The sequence below is a fragment of the Pseudomonas sp. S2_B10 genome, from assembly GCF_054668425.1.
Genome location: NZ_CP162768.1, coordinates 615,212 through 639,009, shown reverse-complemented (window position 1 = coordinate 639,009; position 23,798 = coordinate 615,212). Strand labels below are relative to the sequence as shown.

Annotated in this window: 23 protein-coding genes; 9 read left to right on the top strand and 14 right to left on the bottom strand. The window is 60.9% G+C overall.

The genetic code is table 11. From position 1 onward, the window contains the following. Positions 1–110 precede the first annotated feature (110 nt). Entirely contained in the window at positions 111–827 is a 717-nt protein-coding gene (locus AB4O45_RS02710) for an alpha/beta hydrolase (protein WP_460161037.1), read from the top strand. Here the strand turns inward: AB4O45_RS02710 and AB4O45_RS02705 are convergent. Next, positions 817–1,374 carry a DcrB/PsbP domain-containing protein gene (locus AB4O45_RS02705; RefSeq protein WP_460161036.1) on the bottom strand — a complete coding sequence of 186 codons (558 nt, stop codon included), beginning with the start codon at positions 1,372–1,374 and terminating at the stop codon, positions 817–819. The genes AB4O45_RS02710 and AB4O45_RS02705 overlap by 11 nt on opposite strands. Positions 1,375–1,459: 85 nt before the next feature. Continuing rightward, on the bottom strand, positions 1,460–2,233 hold the full coding sequence (locus AB4O45_RS02700) for a hypothetical protein (protein WP_056789034.1): 774 nt from the start codon (positions 2,231–2,233) through the stop codon (positions 1,460–1,462). 146 nt (positions 2,234–2,379) lie between these two features. Here AB4O45_RS02700 and AB4O45_RS02695 point away from each other — a divergent pair, with 146 nt between their 5' ends. The 4 genes from AB4O45_RS02695 (at position 2,380) to AB4O45_RS02680 (ending at position 6,603) form a co-directional block, all read left to right on the top strand. Beyond that, positions 2,380–2,916, top strand: a complete 537-nt coding sequence (locus tag AB4O45_RS02695) for a chalcone isomerase family protein (protein WP_095182013.1) — start codon at positions 2,380–2,382, stop codon at positions 2,914–2,916. A gap of 80 nt (positions 2,917–2,996) precedes the next feature. Continuing rightward, entirely contained in the window at positions 2,997–4,316 is a 1,320-nt protein-coding gene (locus AB4O45_RS02690) for an Nramp family divalent metal transporter (RefSeq protein WP_305381036.1), read from the top strand. 167 nt (positions 4,317–4,483) lie between these two features. Next, positions 4,484–5,704 carry a putative DNA modification/repair radical SAM protein gene (locus AB4O45_RS02685; protein WP_024013352.1) on the top strand — a complete coding sequence of 407 codons (1,221 nt, stop codon included), beginning with the start codon at positions 4,484–4,486 and terminating at the stop codon, positions 5,702–5,704. Continuing rightward, complete coding sequence (locus AB4O45_RS02680; protein ID WP_460161035.1) at positions 5,701–6,603, top strand: TIGR03915 family putative DNA repair protein; 903 nt, start codon at positions 5,701–5,703, stop codon at positions 6,601–6,603. Before AB4O45_RS02685 ends, AB4O45_RS02680 begins: the two co-directional genes overlap by 4 nt. A 183-nt stretch (positions 6,604–6,786) precedes the next feature. On the opposite strand, the gene AB4O45_RS02675 is transcribed toward AB4O45_RS02680, so the two are convergent. From AB4O45_RS02675 to AB4O45_RS02655, 5 genes are all read right to left on the bottom strand, one after another. Beyond that, entirely contained in the window at positions 6,787–7,806 is a 1,020-nt protein-coding gene (locus AB4O45_RS02675; protein WP_016775201.1) for a branched-chain amino acid aminotransferase, read from the bottom strand. Between the two features lie 216 nt (positions 7,807–8,022). Further along, positions 8,023–9,396, bottom strand: coding sequence for a dihydrolipoyl dehydrogenase (gene lpdA / locus AB4O45_RS02670; protein ID WP_460161034.1), 1,374 nt, complete (start codon positions 9,394–9,396; stop codon positions 8,023–8,025). 4 nt (positions 9,397–9,400) lie between these two features. Continuing rightward, positions 9,401–10,675, bottom strand: coding sequence for a dihydrolipoamide acetyltransferase family protein (locus AB4O45_RS02665; protein ID WP_056789044.1), 1,275 nt, complete (start codon positions 10,673–10,675; stop codon positions 9,401–9,403). Next, positions 10,676–11,734, bottom strand: a complete 1,059-nt coding sequence (locus tag AB4O45_RS02660; RefSeq protein ID WP_003224000.1) for an alpha-ketoacid dehydrogenase subunit beta — start codon at positions 11,732–11,734, stop codon at positions 10,676–10,678. A gap of 1 nt (position 11,735) precedes the next feature. After that, entirely contained in the window at positions 11,736–12,971 is a 1,236-nt protein-coding gene (locus AB4O45_RS02655) for a 3-methyl-2-oxobutanoate dehydrogenase (2-methylpropanoyl-transferring) subunit alpha (RefSeq protein ID WP_071172847.1), read from the bottom strand. A 184-nt stretch (positions 12,972–13,155) separates the two neighbouring features. Between AB4O45_RS02655 and bkdR the strand changes: the two genes are divergently transcribed. Continuing rightward, entirely contained in the window at positions 13,156–13,644 is a 489-nt protein-coding gene (gene bkdR, locus AB4O45_RS02650; RefSeq protein ID WP_039762201.1) for a Bkd operon transcriptional regulator BkdR, read from the top strand. A gap of 177 nt (positions 13,645–13,821) precedes the next feature. On the opposite strand, the gene AB4O45_RS02645 is transcribed toward bkdR, so the two are convergent. Beyond that, positions 13,822–14,685, bottom strand: a complete 864-nt coding sequence (locus AB4O45_RS02645) for an MBL fold metallo-hydrolase (RefSeq protein ID WP_460161033.1) — start codon at positions 14,683–14,685, stop codon at positions 13,822–13,824. 92 nt (positions 14,686–14,777) lie between these two features. Between AB4O45_RS02645 and AB4O45_RS02640 the strand changes: the two genes are divergently transcribed. The 3 genes from AB4O45_RS02640 to AB4O45_RS02630 all read left to right on the top strand — a co-directional run bounded on the left by AB4O45_RS02640 (position 14,778) and on the right by AB4O45_RS02630 (position 17,341). Continuing rightward, positions 14,778–15,119 (top strand): ArsR/SmtB family transcription factor, encoded by a 342-nt coding sequence (locus tag AB4O45_RS02640; RefSeq protein WP_016775194.1) that lies wholly within the window; start codon positions 14,778–14,780, stop codon positions 15,117–15,119. A 166-nt stretch (positions 15,120–15,285) separates the two neighbouring features. After that, positions 15,286–16,530, top strand: coding sequence for an NAD(P)/FAD-dependent oxidoreductase (locus tag AB4O45_RS02635; protein ID WP_460161032.1), 1,245 nt, complete (start codon positions 15,286–15,288; stop codon positions 16,528–16,530). Between the two features lie 10 nt (positions 16,531–16,540). Continuing rightward, entirely contained in the window at positions 16,541–17,341 is an 801-nt protein-coding gene (locus AB4O45_RS02630) for a sulfite exporter TauE/SafE family protein (RefSeq protein WP_236168611.1), read from the top strand. Positions 17,342–17,426: 85 nt separating this feature from the next. On the opposite strand, the gene AB4O45_RS02625 is transcribed toward AB4O45_RS02630, so the two are convergent. The 6 genes from AB4O45_RS02625 to AB4O45_RS02600 form a co-directional block, all read right to left on the bottom strand. Continuing rightward, entirely contained in the window at positions 17,427–18,707 is a 1,281-nt protein-coding gene (locus AB4O45_RS02625) for a TRAP transporter large permease (RefSeq protein WP_016775191.1), read from the bottom strand. Further along, on the bottom strand, positions 18,707–19,234 hold the full coding sequence (locus AB4O45_RS02620; RefSeq protein WP_056789065.1) for a TRAP transporter small permease: 528 nt from the start codon (positions 19,232–19,234) through the stop codon (positions 18,707–18,709). Before AB4O45_RS02620 ends, AB4O45_RS02625 begins: the two co-directional genes overlap by 1 nt. 75 nt (positions 19,235–19,309) lie before the next feature. Continuing rightward, positions 19,310–20,284, bottom strand: a complete 975-nt coding sequence (locus AB4O45_RS02615) for a TRAP transporter substrate-binding protein (protein WP_150634991.1) — start codon at positions 20,282–20,284, stop codon at positions 19,310–19,312. Between the two features lie 61 nt (positions 20,285–20,345). Beyond that, positions 20,346–21,239: an SMP-30/gluconolactonase/LRE family protein gene (locus tag AB4O45_RS02610; protein WP_460161031.1), complete on the bottom strand. Its 894-nt coding sequence runs from the start codon at positions 21,237–21,239 to the stop codon at positions 20,346–20,348. 44 nt (positions 21,240–21,283) lie between these two features. Then, positions 21,284–22,108: an NAD-dependent epimerase/dehydratase family protein gene (locus tag AB4O45_RS02605; RefSeq protein WP_252867827.1), complete on the bottom strand. Its 825-nt coding sequence runs from the start codon at positions 22,106–22,108 to the stop codon at positions 21,284–21,286. Positions 22,109–22,380: 272 nt separating this feature from the next. Then, a complete protein-coding gene (locus AB4O45_RS02600; RefSeq protein WP_130899229.1) occupies positions 22,381–23,676 on the bottom strand; it encodes an OprD family porin in 1,296 nt (431 codons plus the stop codon). Positions 23,677–23,798 lie beyond the last annotated feature (122 nt).

Sequence of the window (23,798 nt, the reverse complement as noted above, 5' to 3'; positions counted from 1 at the left end):
GGAGCTGGCTTGCCAGCGATAGCGGCATCAGCCACTCCACAAAATTTGGATCCTCAGCCGAGAATGTTAGGCTCCCCCGCGAACCCGACACTCTGTGAAGGAACGCTGCAATGCTCAAATTGTTCGCCCTGCTGACCCTGCTCGCATCCACCGCCGTTCACGCGCAAACCACCCTGCAATCCGATCTGCCACTCAAGTACCTCGAACAGGTCCACGCCGACTCTGAACCACGTCCGCTGGTGATTTTCCTGCACGGTTACGGCAGTAACGAGGCCGATCTGATCGGCATGAAATTTCAGCTGCCGGCGCAGTACAACTACCTTTCCGTGCGCGCGCCGATGACGTTGGGTGAAGGACGTTTCCAGTGGTTTCGCAAGAAAGGTGAAGGCGCCTACAACGGCGAGACCGATGATCTGAAGGTCAGCGGCCAGAAGCTGCGCGACTTTATCGCCCAGGCGGCGAAGAAATATCACGCCGCGCCGGACAAGGTGTACCTGATCGGCTTCAGCCAGGGCGCGATGATGAGCTACGAAGTGGGCCTGCGCGCGCCGGTGGCCGTCGGCGGATTTGCCGCGTTGAGCGGGCGCTTGTTGCCGGTGCTCAAAGCCGAACTCAAGCCTGGGCAAGCGCCGCTGCCGCTGAGCATTTTTATCGGCCACGGCACCGCTGATGATCCGGTGCCTTACCGTCACGGCACCGAGGCCAACGCGCTATTGCAGAAACTCGATTACAAGCCCGAGTTTCACGCTTATCCGGGCGTCGGCCACAGCATCAGTGCGGCCGAGTTGCGCGATCTGAATGGCTGGTTGCAGCGGCTCAATCCTTGACGATGGCTTTGATCAAGGCATCGTGAGCTTTCTTGTCGCTGACGCGGGAAATCACCTGCACCAGCGCCATCTTCGTCCCCGAGCCGGCCAGCAGCGTGGTGTTCAGGGTTTGGCCACCGCCCTGGGTGGCGGTGCTGTCAACCTGACGCAGCCCCAGGCCGGTGCCTTTCTGGGTCAGGCTTTTCTCGCTGAGCTTGTTGAAGTCCGGCAGGGCCTTGCGCTGATCGTCGATGAAACTCGACACGCTGCCGTCGAGAAACTCACCGTCGTTGTCCTTGACGTTCTGCCCTGCGGGAATCTGGTTTTCGGCGACGATGACCACGGTCTTGGTGGTCTGGTTGGTGTACATCGTGCCCTTGGCCCCGCTCGGGCTGGCGGGCAGCGGGTCGGCGACAAAGCCTTTGGGCAGGACAAAGGCAAACTTGCCGTCGAGCAGCGAGACCTTCTCGGTTTTGACTTTTTCCTTGGCGGCGTGCGCGTTGATCGCGGCGAAACCAGCGATGGCCGCCAGCATCAGGACGACGGCTTTTTTGCTCAACAATGACATCTGAAATCTCCGGGAAATGGTCGCGCGAGGCGGGCGATCATCCCACGGAGCGTGCCGGGCGTTCCAGCGCGATTCGTCCAGGCGGTTATTGTGCTTGCGCCTTGGCCACTGGCCGCGCCAGCAGACGCCGGGTCACGCCGAGCATGGCCACCGACACTGCCACTCCCACTGCGAAGCCGCTGAGGCCCATGGTCGGCAGCGTCAAGGCCGACACCAGGCAGAACGCCGAGAACGAATACATGCCGGTTGCCGTTGCGCGCAATAACGCAGCGGTAAACGCCGGGCCGCGGGTTTGTTGCGAGAACACCGCCATGACGCTGCCGAGCACCGGGAACACCGCGAGCAGGCCGCTCCAGCGTTCGCCGACGGTGCTGGCGAGCATCGTCACCACCAGCGTCAGCGCCGCACCGGCGATCATCCGCCAGATCAGTTTGTCCGACTTCGGTGCTGGCCCGTTCAACACCGGCTGCACCTCGGGGAACAGATAAGGCGAAGCGAGCAGTGCCACCGCTGCCGCAATCACCGAGAACGGCAAGGACGCCGGGATCACCGACAAGACCGCCGCCAGCGCGGCCCAAACCGCCAGTGAAATGGTCAACGCCCACGGCCAGTTCGCCCGCTGCGCCACCTGCGCATAGGTGATGCAGAAAGCGATCATCGCGAACATTGCCGACAGCGCCGCGACCGCTGATTGCGCGGCAAACTGCGGCCCTTGTTCGATCGCCAGAAAGAACAGAATCGGCCCGACCACCACCGGCAATCCTGACAGCCACCCGGCCACGCTCGGCCCCCAGCGCTTGCCCGCCAGGGAAATCAGCAGGAGAAAACCGGGAATCAGCAGCAATTTCAGGATCAGCACGCGGGTGTCTCCGTCGGGTCAGAATGAGCCACGTTAGCACTGCCGATTAAAGATTGCTGCCTATGTTCGCAATTTTTGTATACAAAAATTCAGGCGCAAATCCGGCTATGCTTTGATCATCAGAATGCAGCGGAGACGATACGGCGATGAACAGAACACCCAAGCTCGTTCGTGGCTGTTGTGGCATCGGTTTATGGGCGCTGTTGCTCACACCGACATGGGCCAATTGGCAGGACGCAGTCCCGGGCGCGCAAATTATCGGCAGCGGCGATTTCAGCGTGTTCGGCTTCGACGTTTACAGCGCGCGCTTGTGGAGTGCCGCGCGGCCTCTGGCGGACGGCCAGCCGTTTGCCCTGGAGCTGATCTACCGGCGCAACATCTCGCGAGACGATCTGGTCAGCACCAGCGTCGATGAGATCAAACGCCTGGCCGGTCCCCGGGTCACTTCAGCGCAATTGGCCGGCTGGCAGACGCAGATGCAGCAATCGTTTGTCGACGTTCAGGCCGGCACGCGGATTACCGGCGTGTATCTGCCGGGGCAGGGCGCGCGGTTTTTTGTCGGGCAGAAGCTCCAGCATGAGATTGAGGATCCACAGTTTGCCAAGGCGTTTTTCGATATCTGGCTGGATCCGCGAACACGCAGTCCCGAGTTGCGCGAGCAGTTGTTGGGGGTGAACCCATAGGTTCAGTGATCTTTGCGCTTCAAGGCATCAGGCGAAACGACTAAGCTGCCGGGCTCCCGTTTTTGTTTCTGGATGTGTGCGTGAAATTCAGTCTGCCCAAAATCGCCACCGCGCCGTTTTGCCCGCCGGAAGTGGCTGGCAGTGTTGCGGTTGATCCGACTGCCTCGTTCTTCAAACGTGTGCTGCGTTTCGCCGGTCCCGGTTTGCTGGTGTCGATCGGCTACATGGATCCGGGCAACTGGGCGACCGCGATCGAGGCCGGTTCGCGTTTTGGCTACAGTCTCTTATTCGTCGTGTTGCTGGCGAGTCTGGCCGGCATGGTCGTGCAATGTCTGTGCTCGCGGTTGGGCATCGCCACCGGGCGCGATCTTGCGCAGCTGTCCCGCGAGCGCTACAGCACGCCGACCGCGCGCCTGCAATGGATACTGGCGGAGATCTCGATCATCGCCACCGACCTCGCCGAAGTGCTTGGCTGCGCTCTCGCGTTTCACTTGCTGCTCGGTTGCTCGCTGACCTTCGGCATCGCCCTGACGGCGTTCGACACGTTGCTGGTGCTGGCCCTGCAAAACCGGGGCTTCCGCCGTCTCGAAGCGATCATGCTGGTGCTGGTCGCGACCATCGGTGTGTGTTTCTTCGTCGAGTTGTTGTTGATCAAACCGTACTGGCCAGACGTGGCGCTGGGCTTCAAACCTTCGCTGGCGGCCATCGGCGATGCCGCGCCGCTGTATCTGGCCATTGGCATCCTCGGCGCCACAGTAATGCCGCATAACCTTTACCTGCACACCTCGATCGTGCAGACGCGGATGATCGGCAAGGACCTGGCGAGCAAGCAGGACGCGGTGAAACTGGCGCGTATCGACACCATTGGTTCGCTGGCCCTGGCGCTGCTGGTCAACGCTGCGATCCTGATTCTCGCGGCGGCGGCGTTTCACCAGTCCGGACACACCGATGTGGTCGACATTCAGGACGCGTATCACCTGCTCGACCCGCTGGTTGGCGGTGCGCTGGCCAGTGTGCTGTTCGGCGTGGCGCTGCTCGCGTCGGGGCAAAGTTCGACCTTCACCGGGACCATCGCCGGGCAGGTCATCATGGAGGGCTATCTGAACCTGCGCATCCCGTGCTGGCAGCGGCGTTTGATCACCCGCGGGCTGGCGCTGATTCCGGCGTTCATCGGCGTCTGGCTCATGGGCGATAACGCGATCGGCAAGTTGCTGGTGTTGAGCCAGGTGGTGTTGAGTCTGCAGTTGCCGTTTGCCCTGTTCCCACTGATCCGCATGACCAACGACAAACGGCTGATGGGGCCGTTTGTGAATCGCTGGCCCACGCGGGTGCTGGCTTGGGGGCTGTTTGTGTTGATCAGCGGGGCGAACAGTTGGTTGATATTGCAGTGGGCGGTTTGATCGCTGAGTTGCGGTGACTGGCAGGGCCTCTTCGCGAGCAGGCTCGCTCCCACAGGTTTTCGCGGGCCGCCACAATTCAGCTGGCCAGCCGACGAGGGGTCATCCATCAACTTGTTTCGCGGCGGGCGAGCCTATACTGTATATGCACACAGTAAAGAGTCCGTGCCATGCAAATCATCGACAAGCTCAGCATCCTCGCCGACGCCGCCAAGTACGACGCCTCCTGCGCCAGCAGTGGTGCGCCCAAGCGCAGCTCCGAGGGCAAGAGCGGGCTCGGTTCGACGGATGGCATGGGCATCTGTCACAGCTACACGCCGGACGGGCGCTGTGTGTCGTTGCTGAAAATCCTGCTGACTAACTTCTGCCTTTACGATTGCCAATATTGCGTCAACCGCCGTTCCAGCGATGTGCCGCGTGCGCGCTTCACCCCGGAAGAAGTCGTGACGCTGACCATGGATTTCTACCGGCGCAACTGCGTCAGCGGCCTGTTTCTCAGCTCCGGGATCATTCGCTCGGCGGACTACACCATGGAGCAACTGGTGCGGGTGGCGAAGTTGCTCCGAGAAGAGCACGAATTTCGCGGCTACATCCATTTGAAGACCATTCCGGAAGCCGATCCGGCCTTGATCGAGGAGGCTGGGCGTTACGCCGACCGCCTCAGCGTCAACATAGAATTGCCCACCGATGCCAGCCTGCAGACACTGGCGCCGGAGAAGGACATAACTTCCATCAAGCAAGCGATGAACACCATCTACACCGGCGTGCAGACGGTATTGAACGAGCCGCGCTCGGCAAAGTTCGCCCCGGCCGGGCAGAGCACGCAATTGATCGTCGGTGCCGATGACACCGACGACAGCACCATCCTCCACAGCGCCCAATCCTTGTACGGCAACTTCCGTTTGCGCCGGGTCTATTACTCGGCGTTCAGCCCGATCCCCGACAGCCCGAAAAGCGTACCGCTCGCCGCGCCGCCGCTGATGCGCGAGCACCGTTTGTATCAGGCTGATTTCCTCCTGCGCAGCTACGGCTACAGCGCTGACGAATTGCTTAAAGGCCCGGGCAATCTGGCGCTTGATATCGACCCGAAGCTGGCCTGGGCGCTGGAAAATCGCGAAGTGTTTCCGCTGGACCTGAACCGTGCCGACGCGACGTTGATCGCGCGCATCCCGGGCATTGGCTTGCGCACCACCGAGCGCCTGGTCGAGTTGCGCCGTCAGCGGCGAATCCGTTACGAAGACGTGGCGCGGATGCGCTGCGTGCTGGCCAAGGCGAAGCCTTTCATCATCACCAGCGATTACCACCCGCAACAGGCGGAAGTCACCAGCCACATGCTCTATCAGCAATTGCGCGACCGACCGATGCCGCAGCAGATGGGGTTGTGGGGATGATCAGTCTTGATTGCGATGACCTGTTCGACACATGGCGTCAGCAGGCGCGCTGGTTGCTCAGCCATGAAATCGATCCGAGTCTGGTGAGCTGGGCGGCGGAAGGGGCGGGCGATCTGTTTGCCAGTGATGAACAGGTGCCCGAAGGGCAGGGGCCGTTTCAGGCGCGTATTCCCCGCGCGCTGCTCGCCACCCTTGAGCAAGCGGCGCGCTATCGCGGCGAACAGCGCTGGAGCCTGTTGTATGAAGTGCTCTGGCGCGTCAGTCACGGCGACCGCACGGCGATGATGGCGGGCGACAAGCTCGGCAGCGAATTGCAGCGGCGCATCAAGCAGGTCAGCCGCGAGGCCCATCATCTGCATGCATTCGTGCGTTTCATCGAGCGGTCGAAGGATCTGCCCGGTCCACAATACGTGGCGTGGCACGAGCCGGCCCATGACATTCTGCACAGCGCCAGCGAGCACTTTATCGGGCGCATGGGCCAGCATCGCTGGTTGATCGCCACACCGCGTGACGGCGTTTATTACGACGGTGAGCAATTGATTCACGAGCGGCAGTGCCCGATTGAATGGCAGCAACTGGCGCAGAACGTCGACGACCCCCACGGCGATTTGTGGTTGACCTATTACAGCCACATCTTCAACCCGGCGCGGTTGAACCCGAAGGTCATGCAAGGGCATCTGCCGGTGCGGTTCTGGAAGAATCTGCCGGAGGGGGAGTTGATACCGGGATTGATCACCCAGGCGCGGATGGGCAAACAGCAGAATGGGCAGGCGAGCGGGATTTCGGATCGGACGGGCAAGCGCATTGCCTCCAAAAATCAAAAGCAAACCCTCACCCCAGCCCTCTCCCGGAAGGAGAGGGAGCCGACCGAGGTGTTCTTGCGAACTCCATCGACCTGAATGGCCGAGGTGAACGCGATTTTTGAAAAGCACACAAGTCGGCTCCCTTTCCCCCTCGCCCCCTTGGGGAGAGGGCTGGGGTGAGGGGGTGACGTTCTTCAATACGACACCAGAGCCCAGCCCTACAAAAAAGCCCCCCACCAATCACTCGGTGGAGGGCTTTGAGCATCAGCAGTCGTCAGATCAAACCTTGACGATCCAGCCCGCTGGCGCTTCGATGTCGCCGGTCTGCACGCCAGTCAGCTCTTTGTAGAGCTGCTGGGTTACCGGGCCTACCTCGGTTTCGCTGTGGAACACATGCAGGTGGTCGTTGTAGCTGATGCCGCCAATCGGCGTGATCACCGCAGCGGTACCGCAGGCACCGGCTTCCTTGAAGTCCGACAGCTTGTCGATCAGCACGTCGCCTTCAACCACTTCCAGGCCCAGACGCGATTTGGCCAGTTCGATCAGCGACAGGCGGGTGATGCCTGGCAGGACCGATGGCGAGTTCGGGGTGACGAACTTGTTGTCGTGGGTGATCCCGAAGAAGTTGGCCGAACCGACTTCCTCGATCTTGGTGTGGGTCATCGGATCGAGGTAGATCGCGTCGGCGAAGTTGGCCTTCTTGGCTTTCGAGCCCGGCATCAGGCTGGCGGCGTAGTTGCCACCGACCTTGGCCGCACCGGTGCCTTGCGGGGCCGCGCGGTCGTAGCTGGAGATCTGGAAGTTGTGCGGGGTCAGGCCGCCCTTGAAGTAGGCGCCGACCGGGATGCAGAAGATCGAGAAGATGAACTCGGGCGCAGTGCGCACGCCGATGTTGTCACCCACGCCGATCACGAACGGACGCAGGTACAGCGCGCCGCCAGTGCCGTAAGGCGGGATGAAACGCTCGTTGGCGCGGACCACGGCTTTGCAGGCTTCGATGAACTGCTCGGTGTCGACCGTCGGCATCAGCAGACGCGCGCAGCTGCGTTGCATGCGCAGGGCGTTCTGGTCCGGGCGGAACAGGTTGATCGAGCCGTCCTTGCAGCGATAGGCCTTCATGCCTTCGAAGCACTGCTGACCATAGTGAAGGGCGGTGGAGCCTTCGCTGATGTGCAGGACGTTATCTTCGGTCAGGGTGCCTTTGTCCCACTCGCCATCGCGAAAGTACGACAGATAGCGCTTGTCGGTCTTGATGTAGTCAAAACCCAGCTTGTCCCAATTGATGCTTTCGTTACCCATGACACCCTCTATCACTGAACAACCGCCGAAACGGTTCAAGGCTTCTGACGTTTTTTTGGATGGGCACAACAATACTTCATTCTTGAGCGGTTTCGCAGCCCGGACTATCGGATGACACTCAGATAAATAGTGTTGCCCTCAAGAATTCGCGAGCAGGCTCGCTCCCACAGGGGGAATGCATTTCAAGTGTGGGAGCGAGCCTGCTCGCGAAGGGGCCTACAGATGCAGCGCATGCCCCAGCGCCCGCAACGCCGCTTCCTGCACCGCTTCGCCCAAGGTGGGGTGGGCATGGATGGTGCCGCCGATGTCTTCCAGTCGCGCGCCCATTTCCAGGCTTTGCGCAAACGCCGTCGACAGTTCGGAAACCCCAACGCCCACCGCTTGCCAGCCGACAATCAGATGATTGTCGCGACGTGCGACCACGCGCACGAAGCCGCTTTTCGATTCCAGGGTCATCGCCCGGCCGTTGGCGGCGAACGGGAAGCTGGAAACTATGCAGTCCAGCCCCGCAGCCTTGGCCTCGTCCGGGGTTGTGCCGACCACCACCAGTTCCGGGTCGGTAAAGCACACGGCGGCGATGGCGGTCGGGTTGAACTCACGGCTCTTGCCACTGATCAGCTCGGCAACCATCTCGCCCTGGGCCATGGCGCGGTGGGCCAGCATCGGTTCGCCGCTCACATCGCCAATGGCGTAGACGTTGCGCATGCTGGTCTGGCAACGGCTGTCGATCCTGATCGCCGAACCGTTCATGTCCAGATTCAGCGCTTCGAGATTAAATCCCTGCGTATTGGGTTTGCGGCCGACGGCAACCAGTACCTGATCGGTTTCCAGATTGAGGGTTTCGCCTTCGGGATCGCGCACCTGCAACGTGCCGTCGAAACCGAGCACGCTGTGCTTGAGGTACAGTTTCACGCCCAGCTGCTTCAGCGCGTCGTGGACCGGTTGTGTCAGCTCCGCGTCATAGGCCGGCAGGATGCGGTCCTGTGCTTCGACCACGCTGACCTCGGCGCCGAGCTTGCGATAAGCGATGCCCAGCTCCAGACCGATGTAACCACCGCCGACCACCACCAGACGTTTCGGCACAGACGTCGGTGCCAGCGCTTCGGTGGAGGAAATGATCGGCCCGCCAATCGGCAGGATCGGCAGATTGACGCTGGTCGAACCGGTGGCCAGCACCAGATGTTCGCACTGGATGCGGGTATCGCCGACTTCCACGGTTTTGCCGTCGATGATTTTCGCCCAGCCATTGATGACCTGGACCTTGTTCTTCTTCAACAGCGCGGCAACGCCAGTGGTCAGGCGATCAACGATGCCATCCTTCCACTCGACGCTTTTGCTGATATCCAGGGTCGGCGCGGCAACGTTGATGCCCAGCGCCGAATGCTGGCTGTGATGCTGCGTCTGGTGAAACTGCTCAGCCACATGAATCAGCGCTTTTGACGGAATGCAGCCGATATTCAGGCAGGTGCCGCCCAATGACTGGCCTTCGACCAGAATGGTCGGGATACCCAGTTGCCCGGCGCGGATCGCGGTGACGTAACCGCCGGGGCCGCCGCCGATGATCAGCAGCGTGGTGTTCAAAGTCTGCATTCCATTACTCCACAAACAAGGTAGCGGGTTGTTCGAGCAAGCCACGGATGGCCTGAATGAAAAGCGCCGCATCCATGCCGTCGACCACGCGGTGATCGAAGGAGCTGGAGAGGTTCATCATCTTGCGGATCACCACTTGGCCTTTGACGACCATTGGCCGCTCGACAATTTTGTTCACGCCGACAATGGCCACTTCCGGCAGATTCAGCACCGGCGTGCTGACAATGCCGCCCAATGCGCCGAGGCTGGTCAGAGTGATGGTCGAACCCGACAGCTCATCGCGGCTGGCCTTGCCATTGCGCGCGGCGTTGGCCAAACGCGAAATTTCCGCGGCGCTGTCCCACAGGCTGCGCGCTTCGGCGTGACGCACCACGGGCACCATCAGGCCGACATCGCTTTGCGTGGCGACGCCGACATGCACCGCACCGAGGCGGGTGATGACTTGCGCTTCGTCATCGTAACGGGCGTTCATCTGCGGGAAGTCGCGCAGGGCGACGACCAGCGCGCGAACGAGGAACGGCAGCAAGGTCAACTTGCCACGGCTGGCGCCATGTTTTTCATTCAGATGCGCGCGCAGTTCTTCGATCGCGGTGACGTCGATTTCCTCGACATAACTGAAGTGCGCGGCACGCTGAGTGGCATCCTGCATGCGCTGAGCGATCTTGCGGCGCATGCCGATCACTTGAATCTGTTCTTCGTCGTGGCGCTGGGCATAAGCGGCAGCGGCCGGCGCCGAAGCGTTCGACTGACCTTGCGCCAGATAGGCCTCCAGGTCTTCATGCAACACACGACCGGCCGGGCCGCTGCCGCGAACCAGACGCAATTGAATACCCAGATCCAGGGCATGTTTGCGCACGGCTGGCGAGGCTAGCGGGCGTTCATCCGCTTCGCGAGCGACCATCGGACCCTGGCAAACGGCAGCCGGACGTGGTGCGGCGGCTGCGGCGGGTTTGCTTTCGACAGCGGTCTCAACTTTCGGCGCAACCGGTGCTTCTTTGACCGGCGCGGGTGCGGCGGACTCTTTAAGGTTGCCGGCACCTTCAACTTCAATGCTGATCAGCACACTGCCGACCGCCATCACTTCACCCGGCTGACCACCGAGGGCAATCACTTTCCCGTGTACTGGCGACGGAATATCGACCATCGCCTTGTCGGTCATGACATCCGCCAGCACCTGGTCTTCAACCACCAGATCGCCAACCTTGACGTGCCACTGCGACAGTTCTACTTCTGCGATGCCTTCGCCGATGTCCGGCATCTTGATAACGTGCGTGCCCATTCAGACCTCCATGACCCGTTTCAACGCCGCGCCCACGCGGGACGGCCCTGGGAAATACGCCCACTCCTGCGCGTGCGGGTAGGGAGTGTCCCAACCGGTGACGCGTTCGATCGGCGCTTCCAGGTGATGGAAGCAGTGCTCTTGCACCAGCGATACCAGCTCGGCGCCGAAACCGCAGGTGCGGGTGGCTTCGTGTACCACCACGCAGCGGCCGGTTTTCTTCACCGACTTGACGATGGTTTCCAGGTCCAGCGGCCACAGGCTGCGCAGGTCGATGACTTCGGCATCGACGCCGGATTCTTCGGCAGCGACTTGCGAGACGTAGACGGTGGTGCCGTAGGTCAGCACGGTCACGTCCTTGCCCGGGCGAGTGATCGCGGCAACGTCCAGCGGCACGGTGTAGTAACCGTCCGGCACCTGGGCTTGCGGATGTTTCGACCACGGGGTTACCGGGCGGTCGTGATGGCCATCGAACGGGCCGTTGTACAGGCGTTTCGGCTCGAGGAAGATCACCGGGTCATCGTTTTCGATGGAGGCGATCAGCAAGCCTTTGGCGTCGTACGGGTTGGACGGCATCACCGTACGCAGACCGCAGACCTGAGTGAACATCGCCTCGATGCTCTGGCTGTGGGTCTGGCCGCCGTAGATGCCGCCGCCGCAAGGCATGCGCAGGGTCATCGGTGCGGTGAACTCGCCGGCCGAGCGATAACGCAGACGCGCCGCTTCGGAAATGATCTGGTCGGAGGCGGGGTAGACGTAGTCGGCGAACTGGATTTCGGCGACCGGACGCAAACCGTAGGCGCCCATGCCGACGGCGACGCCGACAATGCCGCTTTCCGAGATCGGTGCGTCGAACACCCGCGAGGTGCCGTACTTGGTCTGCAGGCCTTCGGTGCAGCGGAACACGCCGCCGAAGTAGCCGACGTCCTGACCGAAGACGACGACGTTGTCATCACGCTCAAGCATCACATCCATGGCCGAGCGCAGGGCCTGGATCATGGTCATGGTGGTCGTGGTCATGGCGGTTTCCAACTGAATATTGTTGTTGTGATCGTTCATGTCAGATCCCCAACTGCTGACGCTGGCGCTTCAAGTGCTCCGGCATCTCTTTGTAGACGTCTTCGAACATGGTCGCGGCGCTCGGAATCTGCCCGCCGGCGAGGGTGCCGTACTGTTCGGCCTGTTTCTGCGCGGCAATCACTTCGGCTTCGAGTTCGGCGCTGACGGCGGCGTGCTCTTCCTCTGACCAGTGACCGACCTTGATCAGGTGCTGTTTCAGACGCGCGATCGGATCGCCGAGCGGGAAGTGGCTCCAGTCATCGGCAGGGCGGTATTTCGATGGGTCGTCGGAGGTCGAGTGCGGGCCGGCGCGGTAGGTGACCCATTCGATCATGGTCGGGCCGAGGTTGCGCCGGGCGCGTTCGGCAGCCCAGGCGGAAGCGGCGTAGACCGCGTAGAAGTCGTTGCCATCGACACGCAGCGAGGCGATGCCGCAGCCGACGCCGCGTCCGGCGAAAGTCGTGGCTTCACCGCCGGCGATGGCCTGGAAGGTGGAAATCGCCCACTGGTTGTTGACCACGTTGAGGATCACCGGCGCCCGATAAACGTGGGCGAAGGTGAGGGCGGTGTGGAAATCCGATTCGGCGGTGGCGCCGTCGCCGATCCACGCCGAGGCGATTTTGGTGTCGCCCTTGATCGCCGAGGCCATGCCCCAGCCAACGCCCTGAATGAATTGGGTGGCGAGGTTGCCGGAAATGGTGAAGAAGCCAGCGTCCTTGACCGAGTACATGATCGGCAACTGGCGGCCCTTGAGCGGATCGCGCTCGTTGGACAGCAACTGGCAGATCAGGTCGACCAGCGGTACATCGCGGGCCATGAGGATGCTTTGCTGGCGATAGGTCGGGAAGCACATGTCGTCGATGTTCAGCGCCAATGCCTGGGCGCTGCCGATGGCTTCTTCGCCAAGGCTCTGCATGTAGAACGACATCTTTTTCTGCCGCTGGGCGACGACCATGCGGTTGTCGTAGATGCGCGTCTTGAGCATCGCGCGCATGCCTTTGCGCAGGATCTCGACCGGCACGTTTTCGGCCCACGGGCCGAGGGCGTTGCCCTGATCGTCAAGCACGCGAATCAGGCCACGGGCGAGGTCGGCGGTATCGGCAGGTTCTACATCGACAGGGGGTTTGCGCACCGTACCGGCATCGGTCAGATGCAGGTAGGAAAAATCGGTTTTGCAGCCGGGACGGCCCGAGGGTTCAGGGACGTGCAGGCGCAGCGGTTCATACGCTTGGGTCATGGCTTCTACGCTCGATTTTGTGAATTTCTTGTAGTGAGCTGGCAGTCATTCCGGGATGAGGAAATCTTGTCCTACAACAATCATAGGCGTGGCCAAGAAGAATATTTCTCTGTGTTTCGTTGCGCTGGCGACCATTTGCAGATAGAAATTCTGCATAAACATAAAAAACAGGTGGTTTTGTCTCATGCGCAAACTGGACCGTACCGACATCGGCATTCTTAACAGCCTTCAGGAGAACGCGCGCATCACCAACGCCGACCTCGCTCGCTCGGTGAACCTGTCGCCGACGCCGTGCTTCAACCGGGTCAAGGCCATGGAAGAATTGGGCTTGATTCGCGAGCAGGTCACGCTGCTGGATGCCGATCTGCTGGGGCTGCACGTGAACGTGTTCATTCACGTCAGCCTGGAAAAGCAGGTGGAGGAAGCGCTGCAGCACTTCGAGGAGGCGATTTCTGATCGGCCGGAGGTGATGGAGTGCTATCTGATGGCCGGCGACCCGGATTATCTGATCCGTGTGCTGGTGCCGAGCATTCAGTCGCTGGAACGCTTCATGATGGATTTTCTGACCAAGGTGCCGGGGGTGGCGAACATCCGATCGAGCTTTGCGCTGAAGCAGGTGCGTTATAAGACCGCGTTGCCGTTGCCTGCGAACGGTTTGACGTTGGGGACGTGAAGATCAAAACATCGCAGCCACGGCAGCTCGATTCGCCGATCGTTCCCACGCTCCGCGTGGGAATGCATCCCGTGACGCTCTGCGTCACTTCTTGAGGCGGAACGCGGAGCGTCCCTGGCGGCATTCCTTTGCTGCGCGTGGGAACGATCAGTTGGCTCCGCGCGTGAATCAGCGTGGTCAGAGTTTGTTAAGCGGAATCTTCAGGTAAACCACGCCGTTGTCCTCAGGCGCCGGCATATTCCCCGCCCGCACGTTCACCTGAATCGCCGGCAGCAGCAACGTCGGCATGCCTAACCCAGCGTCACGTGTCGTGCGCATCTCCACGAACGCCGCTTCATCGATCCCGTCATGCACATGAATATTGCTTTTGCGCTGTTCGCCGACAGTGGTCTGGCACTGCGAGGCGCGGCCCTCGGGCGGGTAATCGTGGCAAACGTAAAGCTTCACGCTGGCCGGAAACGCCAACAGCTTCTGGATCGACTTGAACAAGTGCTGCGCATTGCCACCGGGGAAATCACAGCGCGCGGTGCCGACATCGGGCATGAACAGCGTGTCGCCGACGAGGATCTGTTCGCCGTCGATCAGGTAGGCCATGTCCGCTGGCGTATGGCCGGGGACGTGCAGGGCGGTGGCCTTGAGGTTGCCGATCATGAATGACTCGTTCGGCGCGAACAGGTGATCGAACTGCGAGCCATCGACGCAAAATTCCGGCTCCAGATTGAACAGCGCCTTGAACACATTCTGCACTTTGCTGATCGATTCACCGATGGCGATCTTGCCGCCCAGTTCACGACGCAGGTACGGCGCGGCGGAGAGGTGATCGGCGTGGGCGTGGGTTTCCAGTAGCCATTGCACTTGCAGCCGGTGCACACGCACGAAAGCGATGATCTTGTCCGCCTGCGCCGTGCCGGTGCGCCCGGCGGCGCCATCGTAATCGAGCACCGGGTCGACGATCGCGCACTGGCCGCCGTCGGCTTCGTAGACCACGTAGCTGTAGGTCGAGGAGGCGGGGTCGAGGAACGCTTCAATCAGGGCGGGCATGGCGAAAACCTGTGCTGGGTAATTTCGGGTTGCAACACTTTATGTAAAAACATAATGTTCGCAGCTTAAGTGACCTTCAAGGCCTCGTGCAAATGCAATCCAGTCTGACCGAATGTGAAGTCGCCCAACTGCGCGCCTCGGCGTCTAAAGCCTGCGCCTTGCTCAAAGCCCTGGCCAATGAGGATCGCCTGTTGATCCTCTGTCAACTGACCCAGGGCGAACGCAACGTCGGCGAGCTGGAAAAAATGACCGGCGTACGCCAGCCGACGCTGTCCCAACAACTGGGCATCTTGCGCGACGAAGGGCTGGTCGCGACCCGCCGTGAAGGCAAATACATTTTCTATGGCCTGGCCAGTCACGAAGTGATTCAGGTGATGAAAACCCTCTCGGGGCTTTATTGCGGAGCGGTACTCAAGAGCTGGGAACAGCCATAAATGCCAGCCCTCACAAACATCTCCTGTGGGAGCGAGCCTGCTCGCGAAGGCGGCGTGTCAGCCGACGAATAGTTGACTGAGCCACCGCTTTCGCGAGCAGGCTCGCTCCCACATTGGTTGTTGTGGTGAGCCAAAAAATCCTTGCGTGCAGCAAAAGGAACAAGCAATGAACGATCAACACTGGGGCCTATCCATCAGTGCGGACATCGTGGTCATCGGCGGTGGCACGGCCGGCATCGGTTTTGTCGCCAGCCTGCTCAAGCGTGACCCGCAGCTTAAAGTCACCGTGATCGAACCGAGTTCACAGCACTACTATCAACCGGCGTGGACGCTGGTCGGCGGTGGCGCGTTTGACGTGAAGGACACGGTCAGGCCGATGAGCAAAGTCATGCCGCGTCAGGCGACGTGGATTCAGGCCAGTGTCAGCGCCATCGACCCGCAAAGCCGCCAACTCACCCTCGACGACCAGCGCACCGTCAGCTATCAGAACCTGATCGTCTGCCCCGGCCTGCGCCTGGCCTGGGAGAAAATCGAAGGCTTGCAGGAAAGCCTCGGCCAGCACGGCGTCACCTCCAACTACAGCTATCAACACGCCCAGTACACCTGGGATCAAGTGCAGAAACTGCGCGATGGCCGGGCGCTGTTCACCCAGCCGGCGATGCCGATCAAATGCGCCGGCGCGCCGCAAAAAGCCCTGTACCTGTCTTGCGATCACTGGCGCAAATCCGCCGTGCTGAAAGACATCAAGGTTGAATTCAATCTCGCTGGCGCTGCGCTGTTTGGCGTGCCGACCTTCGTGCCGCCGTTGATGAAGTACATCGAACAGTACGACGCGCAACTGGCGTTCAACTCGAATCTGGTCAAGGTCGACGGCCCGGCAAAAACCGCGTGGTTTGAAGTCAAGGACGCCGACGGCAATGTCAGCCGGGTCGCGAAAACCTTCGACCTGCTGCACGTCGTGCCGCCACAAGTCGCGCCGGATTTCATCGCACAGAGTCCGCTGGCCGATGCCGGCGGTTGGTGCGAAGTCGATCCACACAGCTTGCAGCATCCGCGCTATCCCGAGGTGTTCGCACTGGGCGATATCTGCGGCACCAGCAATGCGAAAACTGCCGCAGCGGTGCGCAAGCAGGTTGTCGTCGTTGCGCAGAACCTGCTGGCCGCGCGCAAACAACAGCCGCTGCCGCTCAAGTACGACGGCTACGGCTCGTGCCCGCTGACGGTGGAGAAGGGCAAGGTGATCCTCGCCGAGTTCGGCTATGGCGGCAAACTGCTGCCGACCTTCCCGCTGGACCCGACCGTGGCCCGCCGTTCGGCATGGTGGCTGAAGGCGACGCTGCTGCCGTGGTTCTACTGGCACGGCATGCTCAAGGGCCGCGAGTGGCTGACGCGTCTGTCCAGGGTCGACTGAGAAAACTCCTATGTTGCTGGCAAGTCTGTTTGGAGTGGTGATGGGTTTGGTCCTCGGCCTGACCGGCGCGGGCGGCGGGATTCTCGCGGTGCCGGCGCTGGTGCTCGGGCTCGGCTGGACGATGACGCAAGCGGCGCCGGTGGCCTTGTTTGCGGTCGGCAGCGCGGCAGCGGTCGGTGCGATCGACGGTTTGCGCCATGGCCTGGTCCGTTACCGCGCGGCGCTGTTGATCGCCGCGTTGGGTGCGGTGTTTTCGCCGCTGGGGATCTACTTCGCGCATCAGTTGCCGGAAAAGATTCTGATGATGCTGTTCAGTCTGCTGATGGTCTTGGTCGCCTGGCGAATGTTCAGAAAGGACCGTCAGCAAGCGGGGCCGAGCGATCACGGCCACGCCAGTTGGGGCCAGAAAAACTGCATGCTCAACGAGCAGACCGGGCGCTTCGACTGGACCGCCAAATGCACCGCCACCCTTGCTGCACTGGGCGCGATTACCGGCGTGGTTTCGGGTTTACTTGGCGTCGGCGGCGGCTTCCTGATTGTGCCGGCGTTCAAGCAACTGACCGATGTGCAGATGCGCGGCATCGTTGCGACGTCGTTGATGGTGATCAGTCTGATTTCCGCGATCGGGGTGATCGGCGCGTTTCATGCGGGGGTGCGTATCGACAGTCAGGGTGCGGCGTTCATTGTCGCCAGCATCGTTGGCATGATCGTCGGTCGCAGGCTGTGCGCGCAGGTGCCGGCGCGGGCGTTGCAGGTGGGGTTTGCCAGTGTCTGTCTGGTGGTGGCGGGGTACATGCTGGTGCGGGCGTGAAGATCAACAGATCGCAGCCTCGTTGCACTCGACAGCTCCTACAGGGGAATGCGATTCCTGCAGGAGCTGCGATCTTTTCAGCGGGTTACAACACCAGGTGCGGCAGCCACAGCGAAATCGCTGGAACGTAGGTCACCAGCAGCAGCACCAGGAACAGCACGCCATAGAACGGCAGCAGCGCTTTTACGGTGCTTTCGATACTGACCTTGCCCACCGCCGAGCCGACGAAGAGCACAGCGCCCACCGGCGGTGTTATCAATCCGATCCCCAGGTTGACCAGCATGATCATGCCGAACTGCACCGGATCGACACCGATGCCCATGATCACTGGCATCAGGATCGGCGTGAGGATCAGGATCAGCGGCGCCATGTCCATCACCGTGCCCAACAGCAGCAACATCACGTTGATGCACATCAGGATCACGTAGCGGTTGTCCGACAGGGTCAGGAACAGCGTGGTGATCTTCGCCGGGATCTGCATCAGGGTCATGATGTAGCCGAAGCTGGCGGCGAAACCGATCAGGATCATCACAATGGAGATGGTGCGCACCGTGCGGTGCATCAGCTTGGGCAGCTCGCTCCATTTGTAGTCGCGGTAGATGAACATGGTCACGAAGAATGACCACAGCACCGCGATGGCCGCCGATTCAGTGGCGGTGAAAATACCCGAGAGAATGCCGCCGAGGATGATCACCATCGCCATCATGCCCCACAGGGCTTCGCCGACGATCTTCAGCGCCTGGCGCATCGGGATCACTTCGCCCTTGGGGTAGTTGCGCTTTTTCGCGAAGATCAGGCACAGCACCATCAGGCAGGCGCTCATCAGCAGGCCCGGGACGATGCCGGCCATGAACAGCGAAGCGATCGACACCGTACCGCCTGCAGCCAGGGAGTAGAGCACCGAGTTATGGCTTGGCGGAGTCAGCAGGGCTTGCACCGAACCGCTGACGGTCACGGCGGTGGAGAAGTCCCGTGGATAGCCCTTGCGTTCCATTTCCGGAATCAGCACCGAACCCACCGACGCCGTGTCAGCCACCGACGAACCGGAGATCGCGCCGAAGAAAGTCGAGGCAACAATGTTGACCAGCGACAGGCCACCGCGGACGAAACCCACCAGCACCCCCGCACATGCCACCAGCCGCCGGGACATGCCGCCCTCGGCCATGATCGCGCCGGCCAGGACGAAGAACGGAATGGCCAGCAGCGAGAATTTGTTCACCCCCGAGGCGACCTGGATCATCACCGCCTGGAAGGGAATGTCGATCCACCATGCGCCGATCAGCGCAGCGGCGCCCAACGCGTAGGCGACCGGCATGCCGATCAGGATCAATACGATAAAACTGCCCAGCAGAATCAGAGCGTCCATTAAGCGGCACCTTCACTTTCTTCAACCAGGTCGAACTGCACGACCCGCCGTTTGCTCTGGTCACCGAGCAAGAGTTTTTCCAGAACAAAAATGAGCGTCAGCAGGCCGCCCACGGGGATCGGCAGATAGGTCACGCCAACGCGCAGATCGGGCAGGGCGGCCATGAACTGGTTCCAGGTGGAGATGCACAGCTTGGTGCCCCAGATGGTCATGAAGATGCAGATTGCCGCCATCAGCAGTTGCGAAAAAATCGCTGCTGCGGATTTCAGCTGCGGTGGCATGCGGTCGGTGAGCATGGCCACGGCCATGTGCGCACCGGCGCGGTAACTGGCGGCGGCGCCGATGAAGGTGAACACCATCATCAGCAGGATCGCCGTCGGCTCTGGCCAGCTCGAACCGGTGCCGAGCACGTAGCGGGCGAAGACGCCCCAGGGAATCATCAGGGAAATCGCCAGGACGGAAAGGCCGGCGACCCAGATGCACGTCATGTAGATCTTGTCGTTGATACGCAGCAGCAGATTCTTCATCGGGTTCCACCGTAACCGGGCGCGCCTGAACCGCTGGCGCGCCGGGCCTTTTTCATGAGTACGGAGCGGGAGGTGTTACTGAACGGCTTCGATCTTTTTGATCAGATCTGCGTACTTCGCACCGTACTTTTCACGTACCGGAGCGGTGGCGTCGTAGAAGGGTTTCTTGTCAACGGTGATGAACTCGACGCCGGCGGCCTTGAGTTTTTCTTCACTGGCGGCGGACTTCTTGTCCCACAACACGCGTTCTTCAGCCTGGGCAGCTTTGGCCGCCGTTTTCACCATCTTCTGTTGATCCGGAGTGAGTCTTTCCCAGGTGATTTTCGACATCACGATCGGCTCTGGCAGGATCAGGTGACCGGTCAGGCTGTAGAACTTGGCGTTCTGGAAGTGGTTGTGTTCGAGCAGGGTCGGCGGGTTGTTTTCCGCGCCGTCGATCACGCCGGTCTGCAGGGCGCTGAAGATTTCCCCGGTGTCCATGGCGATACCGTTACCGCCCATGGCGTTCATCATGTCGATGAACATCGGGTTGCCTTGTACGCGGATTTTCATGCCCTTGAGGTCTTCGAGCTTGCGCACCGGTTTCTTGGTGTAGATGTTGCGCGTGCCGCCGTCCATCCACGCCAGGGCCACCAATTTGAATTCGGAGTTGGTGATCTTGTCGAGAATCTCATCGCCCACCGGGCCATCGATGACGTTACGCATGTGTTGCTGGTCGCGGAAAATGAACGGCATGTTGAACACGTTCACATCCGGCACCACGGGGCCGACGATACCCAGGCTGACCCGGGACATCTGTATCGCGCCGACTTGCATCTGCTCGATGACTTCCTTCTCGGAACCGAGCACTCCGCCCGGGAAGTACTGGAAGGTCAGCTCGCCGTTGGTTTCCTTTTCAAGCGTTTTGCCCATGCTCTTTTCGGCCACCACAGTTGGGTAACCGTCTGGATGAATATCAGCGAATTTGAGTTTCATATCTGCCTGAGCGCCACCAGCAAAGGTGAACATCAGCGGGAGTGCAGCGGCGAGCAAGGTGCGTTTGAAGTTCATGGGGGGTGAGTCTCCAGTCTTGTTATTTTTGTGTTCAAGGCGCAGCGGTGCAGCAGAGGGTCTAAAGCAAATCGTTGAATTGCGGTTCGGCGAGGCCCTTGATGCCTGGCTTCAGGGCGAACACGCCGCCGGCCAGGGATTGCGGATCGTGGTCATCGCCGGGGCGAATCGAGGCGACAAACAAGGTGTCCAGGTTGCTGCCGCCGAAGGCACACATGGTCGGTTTCTTCACCGGTACTTCCAGTGAAAAATCCAGACGACCGTCCGGGGCGAAGCGGTGAATCAGGCCGGCGTCGTTGGCGCAGATCCAGTAGCAGCCTTCGGCATCCACGGCAGCGCCATCGGGGCGGCCGGGGAAGTGATTCATGTCGACGAAGATTCGGCGATTCGATGGCGTGCCGGTCTCGGTGTCGTAATCGAAGGCCCAGATCAGTTGCACGTTGGGGTGCGAGTCCGACAGGTACATGGTTTTGCCGTCGTGGCTGAAGGCGAGGCCGTTGGGCACGATGAAGCCATCCAGCTGCGCTTCGATCACGCCAGTCTGCCCGGCGCCGTAGCGATAGAGCCGGCCTTCAGGCGCGTTCTGGCCCATATTCAGCACCATGCTGCCCGCCCAGAAACGACCTTGGCGATCACAGCGACCGTCGTTGAGGCGCATGTCCGCGCGGCTGTGCCCGACGGTGGCGAGCAATTCGCTGTCGAGGCTGCCGTCGCTGTGCGGGTGCAGGCGATAGAAACCGCTTTCCATGCCGGCGACCCAGCCGCCACTGCGGTGGCGGCTGATGCAGGCGAGCATTTGCGGGGCTTTCCACGAGGCGACGTGCCCGGTGTCAGCGCTCCAGCGTTGCAGCCCGCCGTTGGGAATATCGACCCAGTACAGGGCGTTTTCCTGCGGCACCCAGACCGGGCTTTCACCGACCGCGTTGCGGGCGTCGACGATCAATTCGGCTTGCATACTCATTCCCATGGTTTTTATTGGAGGGGGATCAAGTCGAGCGATCAATCGCCAAACGGGCCTGCTGCGACGAAGGCGCCGCCCTGATAGATCCGCGCCGGATCATCGTCGGCTGGCATCGGTTGCGCTTCGACCTTGTCGCGGAACACTTCCGAGGTGTCCTTGGCTTCGAAACCGAGGTGGCTGGCGTAGCGGTTGTCCCACCAGACGTCTTTGTTGGCGGACATGCCGTAGACCACGGTGTGGCCGACATTTGGGGTGTACAGCGAGCGTTCGAGCAGTTGCGTGAGATCGTCGAAGCTCAGCCAGGTGTGCATCATCCGGCGGTTCTGCGGTTCGGGGAACGAGGAGCCGATGCGGATGCTGACGGTTTCGATACCGTAGCGATCGAAGTAGAAACTGGCCATGTCTTCGCCGTAGGACTTGGACAAGCCGTAGTAACCGTCGGGGCGGCGTGGAGATATGGCGTCGAGTTTCTCGTCCTGTTTGTAGAAACCGATGACGTGGTTGGAGCTGGCGAAGATCACCCGCTTCACACCGTGCTTGCGTGCCGCTTCGTAAATGTGGAACACGCCGCAGATGTTGGCGCCGAGGATTTCTTCGAACGGCCGCTCAACCGAAACGCCGCCGAAATGCAGGATCGCATCGACTCCTTCGACCAGTTGATGCACGGCTTGCTTGTCGGCGAGGTCGCAGAGCACGACTTCTTCGTGGTCATCGACGGCCGGGGCGAGGGCTGCAATGTCGGACAGGCGCAGCACCTTGGCATAAGGGCGCAGGCGTTCGCGCAGGACTTTGCCCAGGCCTCCGGCGGCACCGGTCAGCAGCAGGCGATTGAAAGGAGCGCGGGGGGTAGAGGTAGACGTCATGGCAATCCCTGAACACATTGTTATTAGGTTTGTTGTAGGTTGTCGTATGACTGCGCTGAAGTATCGGTAGGGTTTCCGGATCTTGTCAACGCGACTTTTGGTGTAGATGACGGAAGGGGCGATTCATTTTCTCAACACCCTATACCCGACTTGCAATGCAATCCCCTTGTGGGAGCGAGCCTGCTCGCGAAGGCGTTGTGCCAGTCAGAACAAGTCGACTGGTCCGGCGTTTTCGCGAGCACGCTCGCTCCCACAGGGCAAACCGCCAACCCTTACAACAACGAAATCGGATAGCTGATAAAAATCCGGTTCTCGTCAAATTCGTTGGTGCTGAAGTCCCGGCGAATGGTCGCGTTGCGCCATTTCACGTTGAGGTTCTTCAGCGGGCCGCTCTGCACGGTGTAGGCCAGTTCCGATTCGCGGCCCCATTCCTTGCCGTCGTTGGTGGTGGCGGTGTGTACGTTATCGCCGCTGATATAGCGGTTCATCAGGGTCAGGCCAGGCACGCCCAGCGCAACGAAGTTGTAGTCGTGACGCACCTGCCAGGAGCGCTCTTTGGCGTTGTCATAACTGGCGTTGTAACTGTCGTTGGCCAGGGTGCCGCCGCTGGTGCCGTTGACGCGCATCCAGGCATCGTCGCCGGTGAGTTTCTGCAGGCCGACGTAGAAGGTGTTGCCACCATATTTCGCCGAGAGCAGGGCGAACGCGGTCTTGTTGTCGAGGTCGCCGGCCTGAGCGCTGCCGTCTTCCTTGCCGGTGAAGAAACCGAGGTTGGCGCCCAGCGTCCAGTCGCCCATCGGCTGGCTGTGGCTGAGGTTGAAATACTGCTGCTGATAGATGTCGGTGAGCTCGGCGTACCACACGCCGACCATCGTGCGTTTTTCGTTGAAGGTGTATTCGCCGCCGCCGAAGTTGAAGCGATCGGAGGTGAATGCACCGCGGCCGTTCATCGACATGTCTTCCATGCTCGCGTCGTTGCGCGGGCTGTTGCCACGGAACTGGCCACCGTACACGGTCAGGCCGTTGATTTCAGTGGACGTGATTTGGCCACCGCGAAAGGTCTGCGGCAGGGAGCGGCCGTCGTCGGAGCGCAGGATCGGCAGCACCGGCATCCATTCACCGACTTTCAATTCGGTCTTCGAGACTTTGGCTTTCAGCGCCACGCCGAGGCGACCGAAATTGTCGGCCGGGCGACCGTCATCATGAATCGGCAACAACTGCGTACCGCCAGTGCCTTTGCCGCCATCGAGCTTTTGCGAATACAGCCCGAGCACATCGAGGCCGAAGCCGACGGTGCCTTGGGTGAAGCCGGATTTGGCGTCGAGAATGAAGCTCTGCGTCCACTCTTCAGCCTTGCCCTGCGGATAGGCCGGGTTGACGAAGTTGCGGTTGAAGTAGGCGTTGCGCAGGTTCAGCGTAGCTTTGCTGTCGTCGAGAAAGCCTTCGGCATCAGCGCTCATGGGCAAGGCCAGAGCGAGGCTGCTGCAACCGATCAGGCTGAGGGTCGAACGCGGCTTGAAATGGGCAAAACGTGAAGGGCGGACGGAATTGCGGGCGAGTGGGCTCACTGTGACGCTCCCTGGATCGTTTGTTGTTTTTATTATTTGTCATACGTCGTCGTACAACATCGATGCGGATATTTCCCAGATTTTCAGGGATTGTCAACTGGAAGTTATACGATGACCTCCCA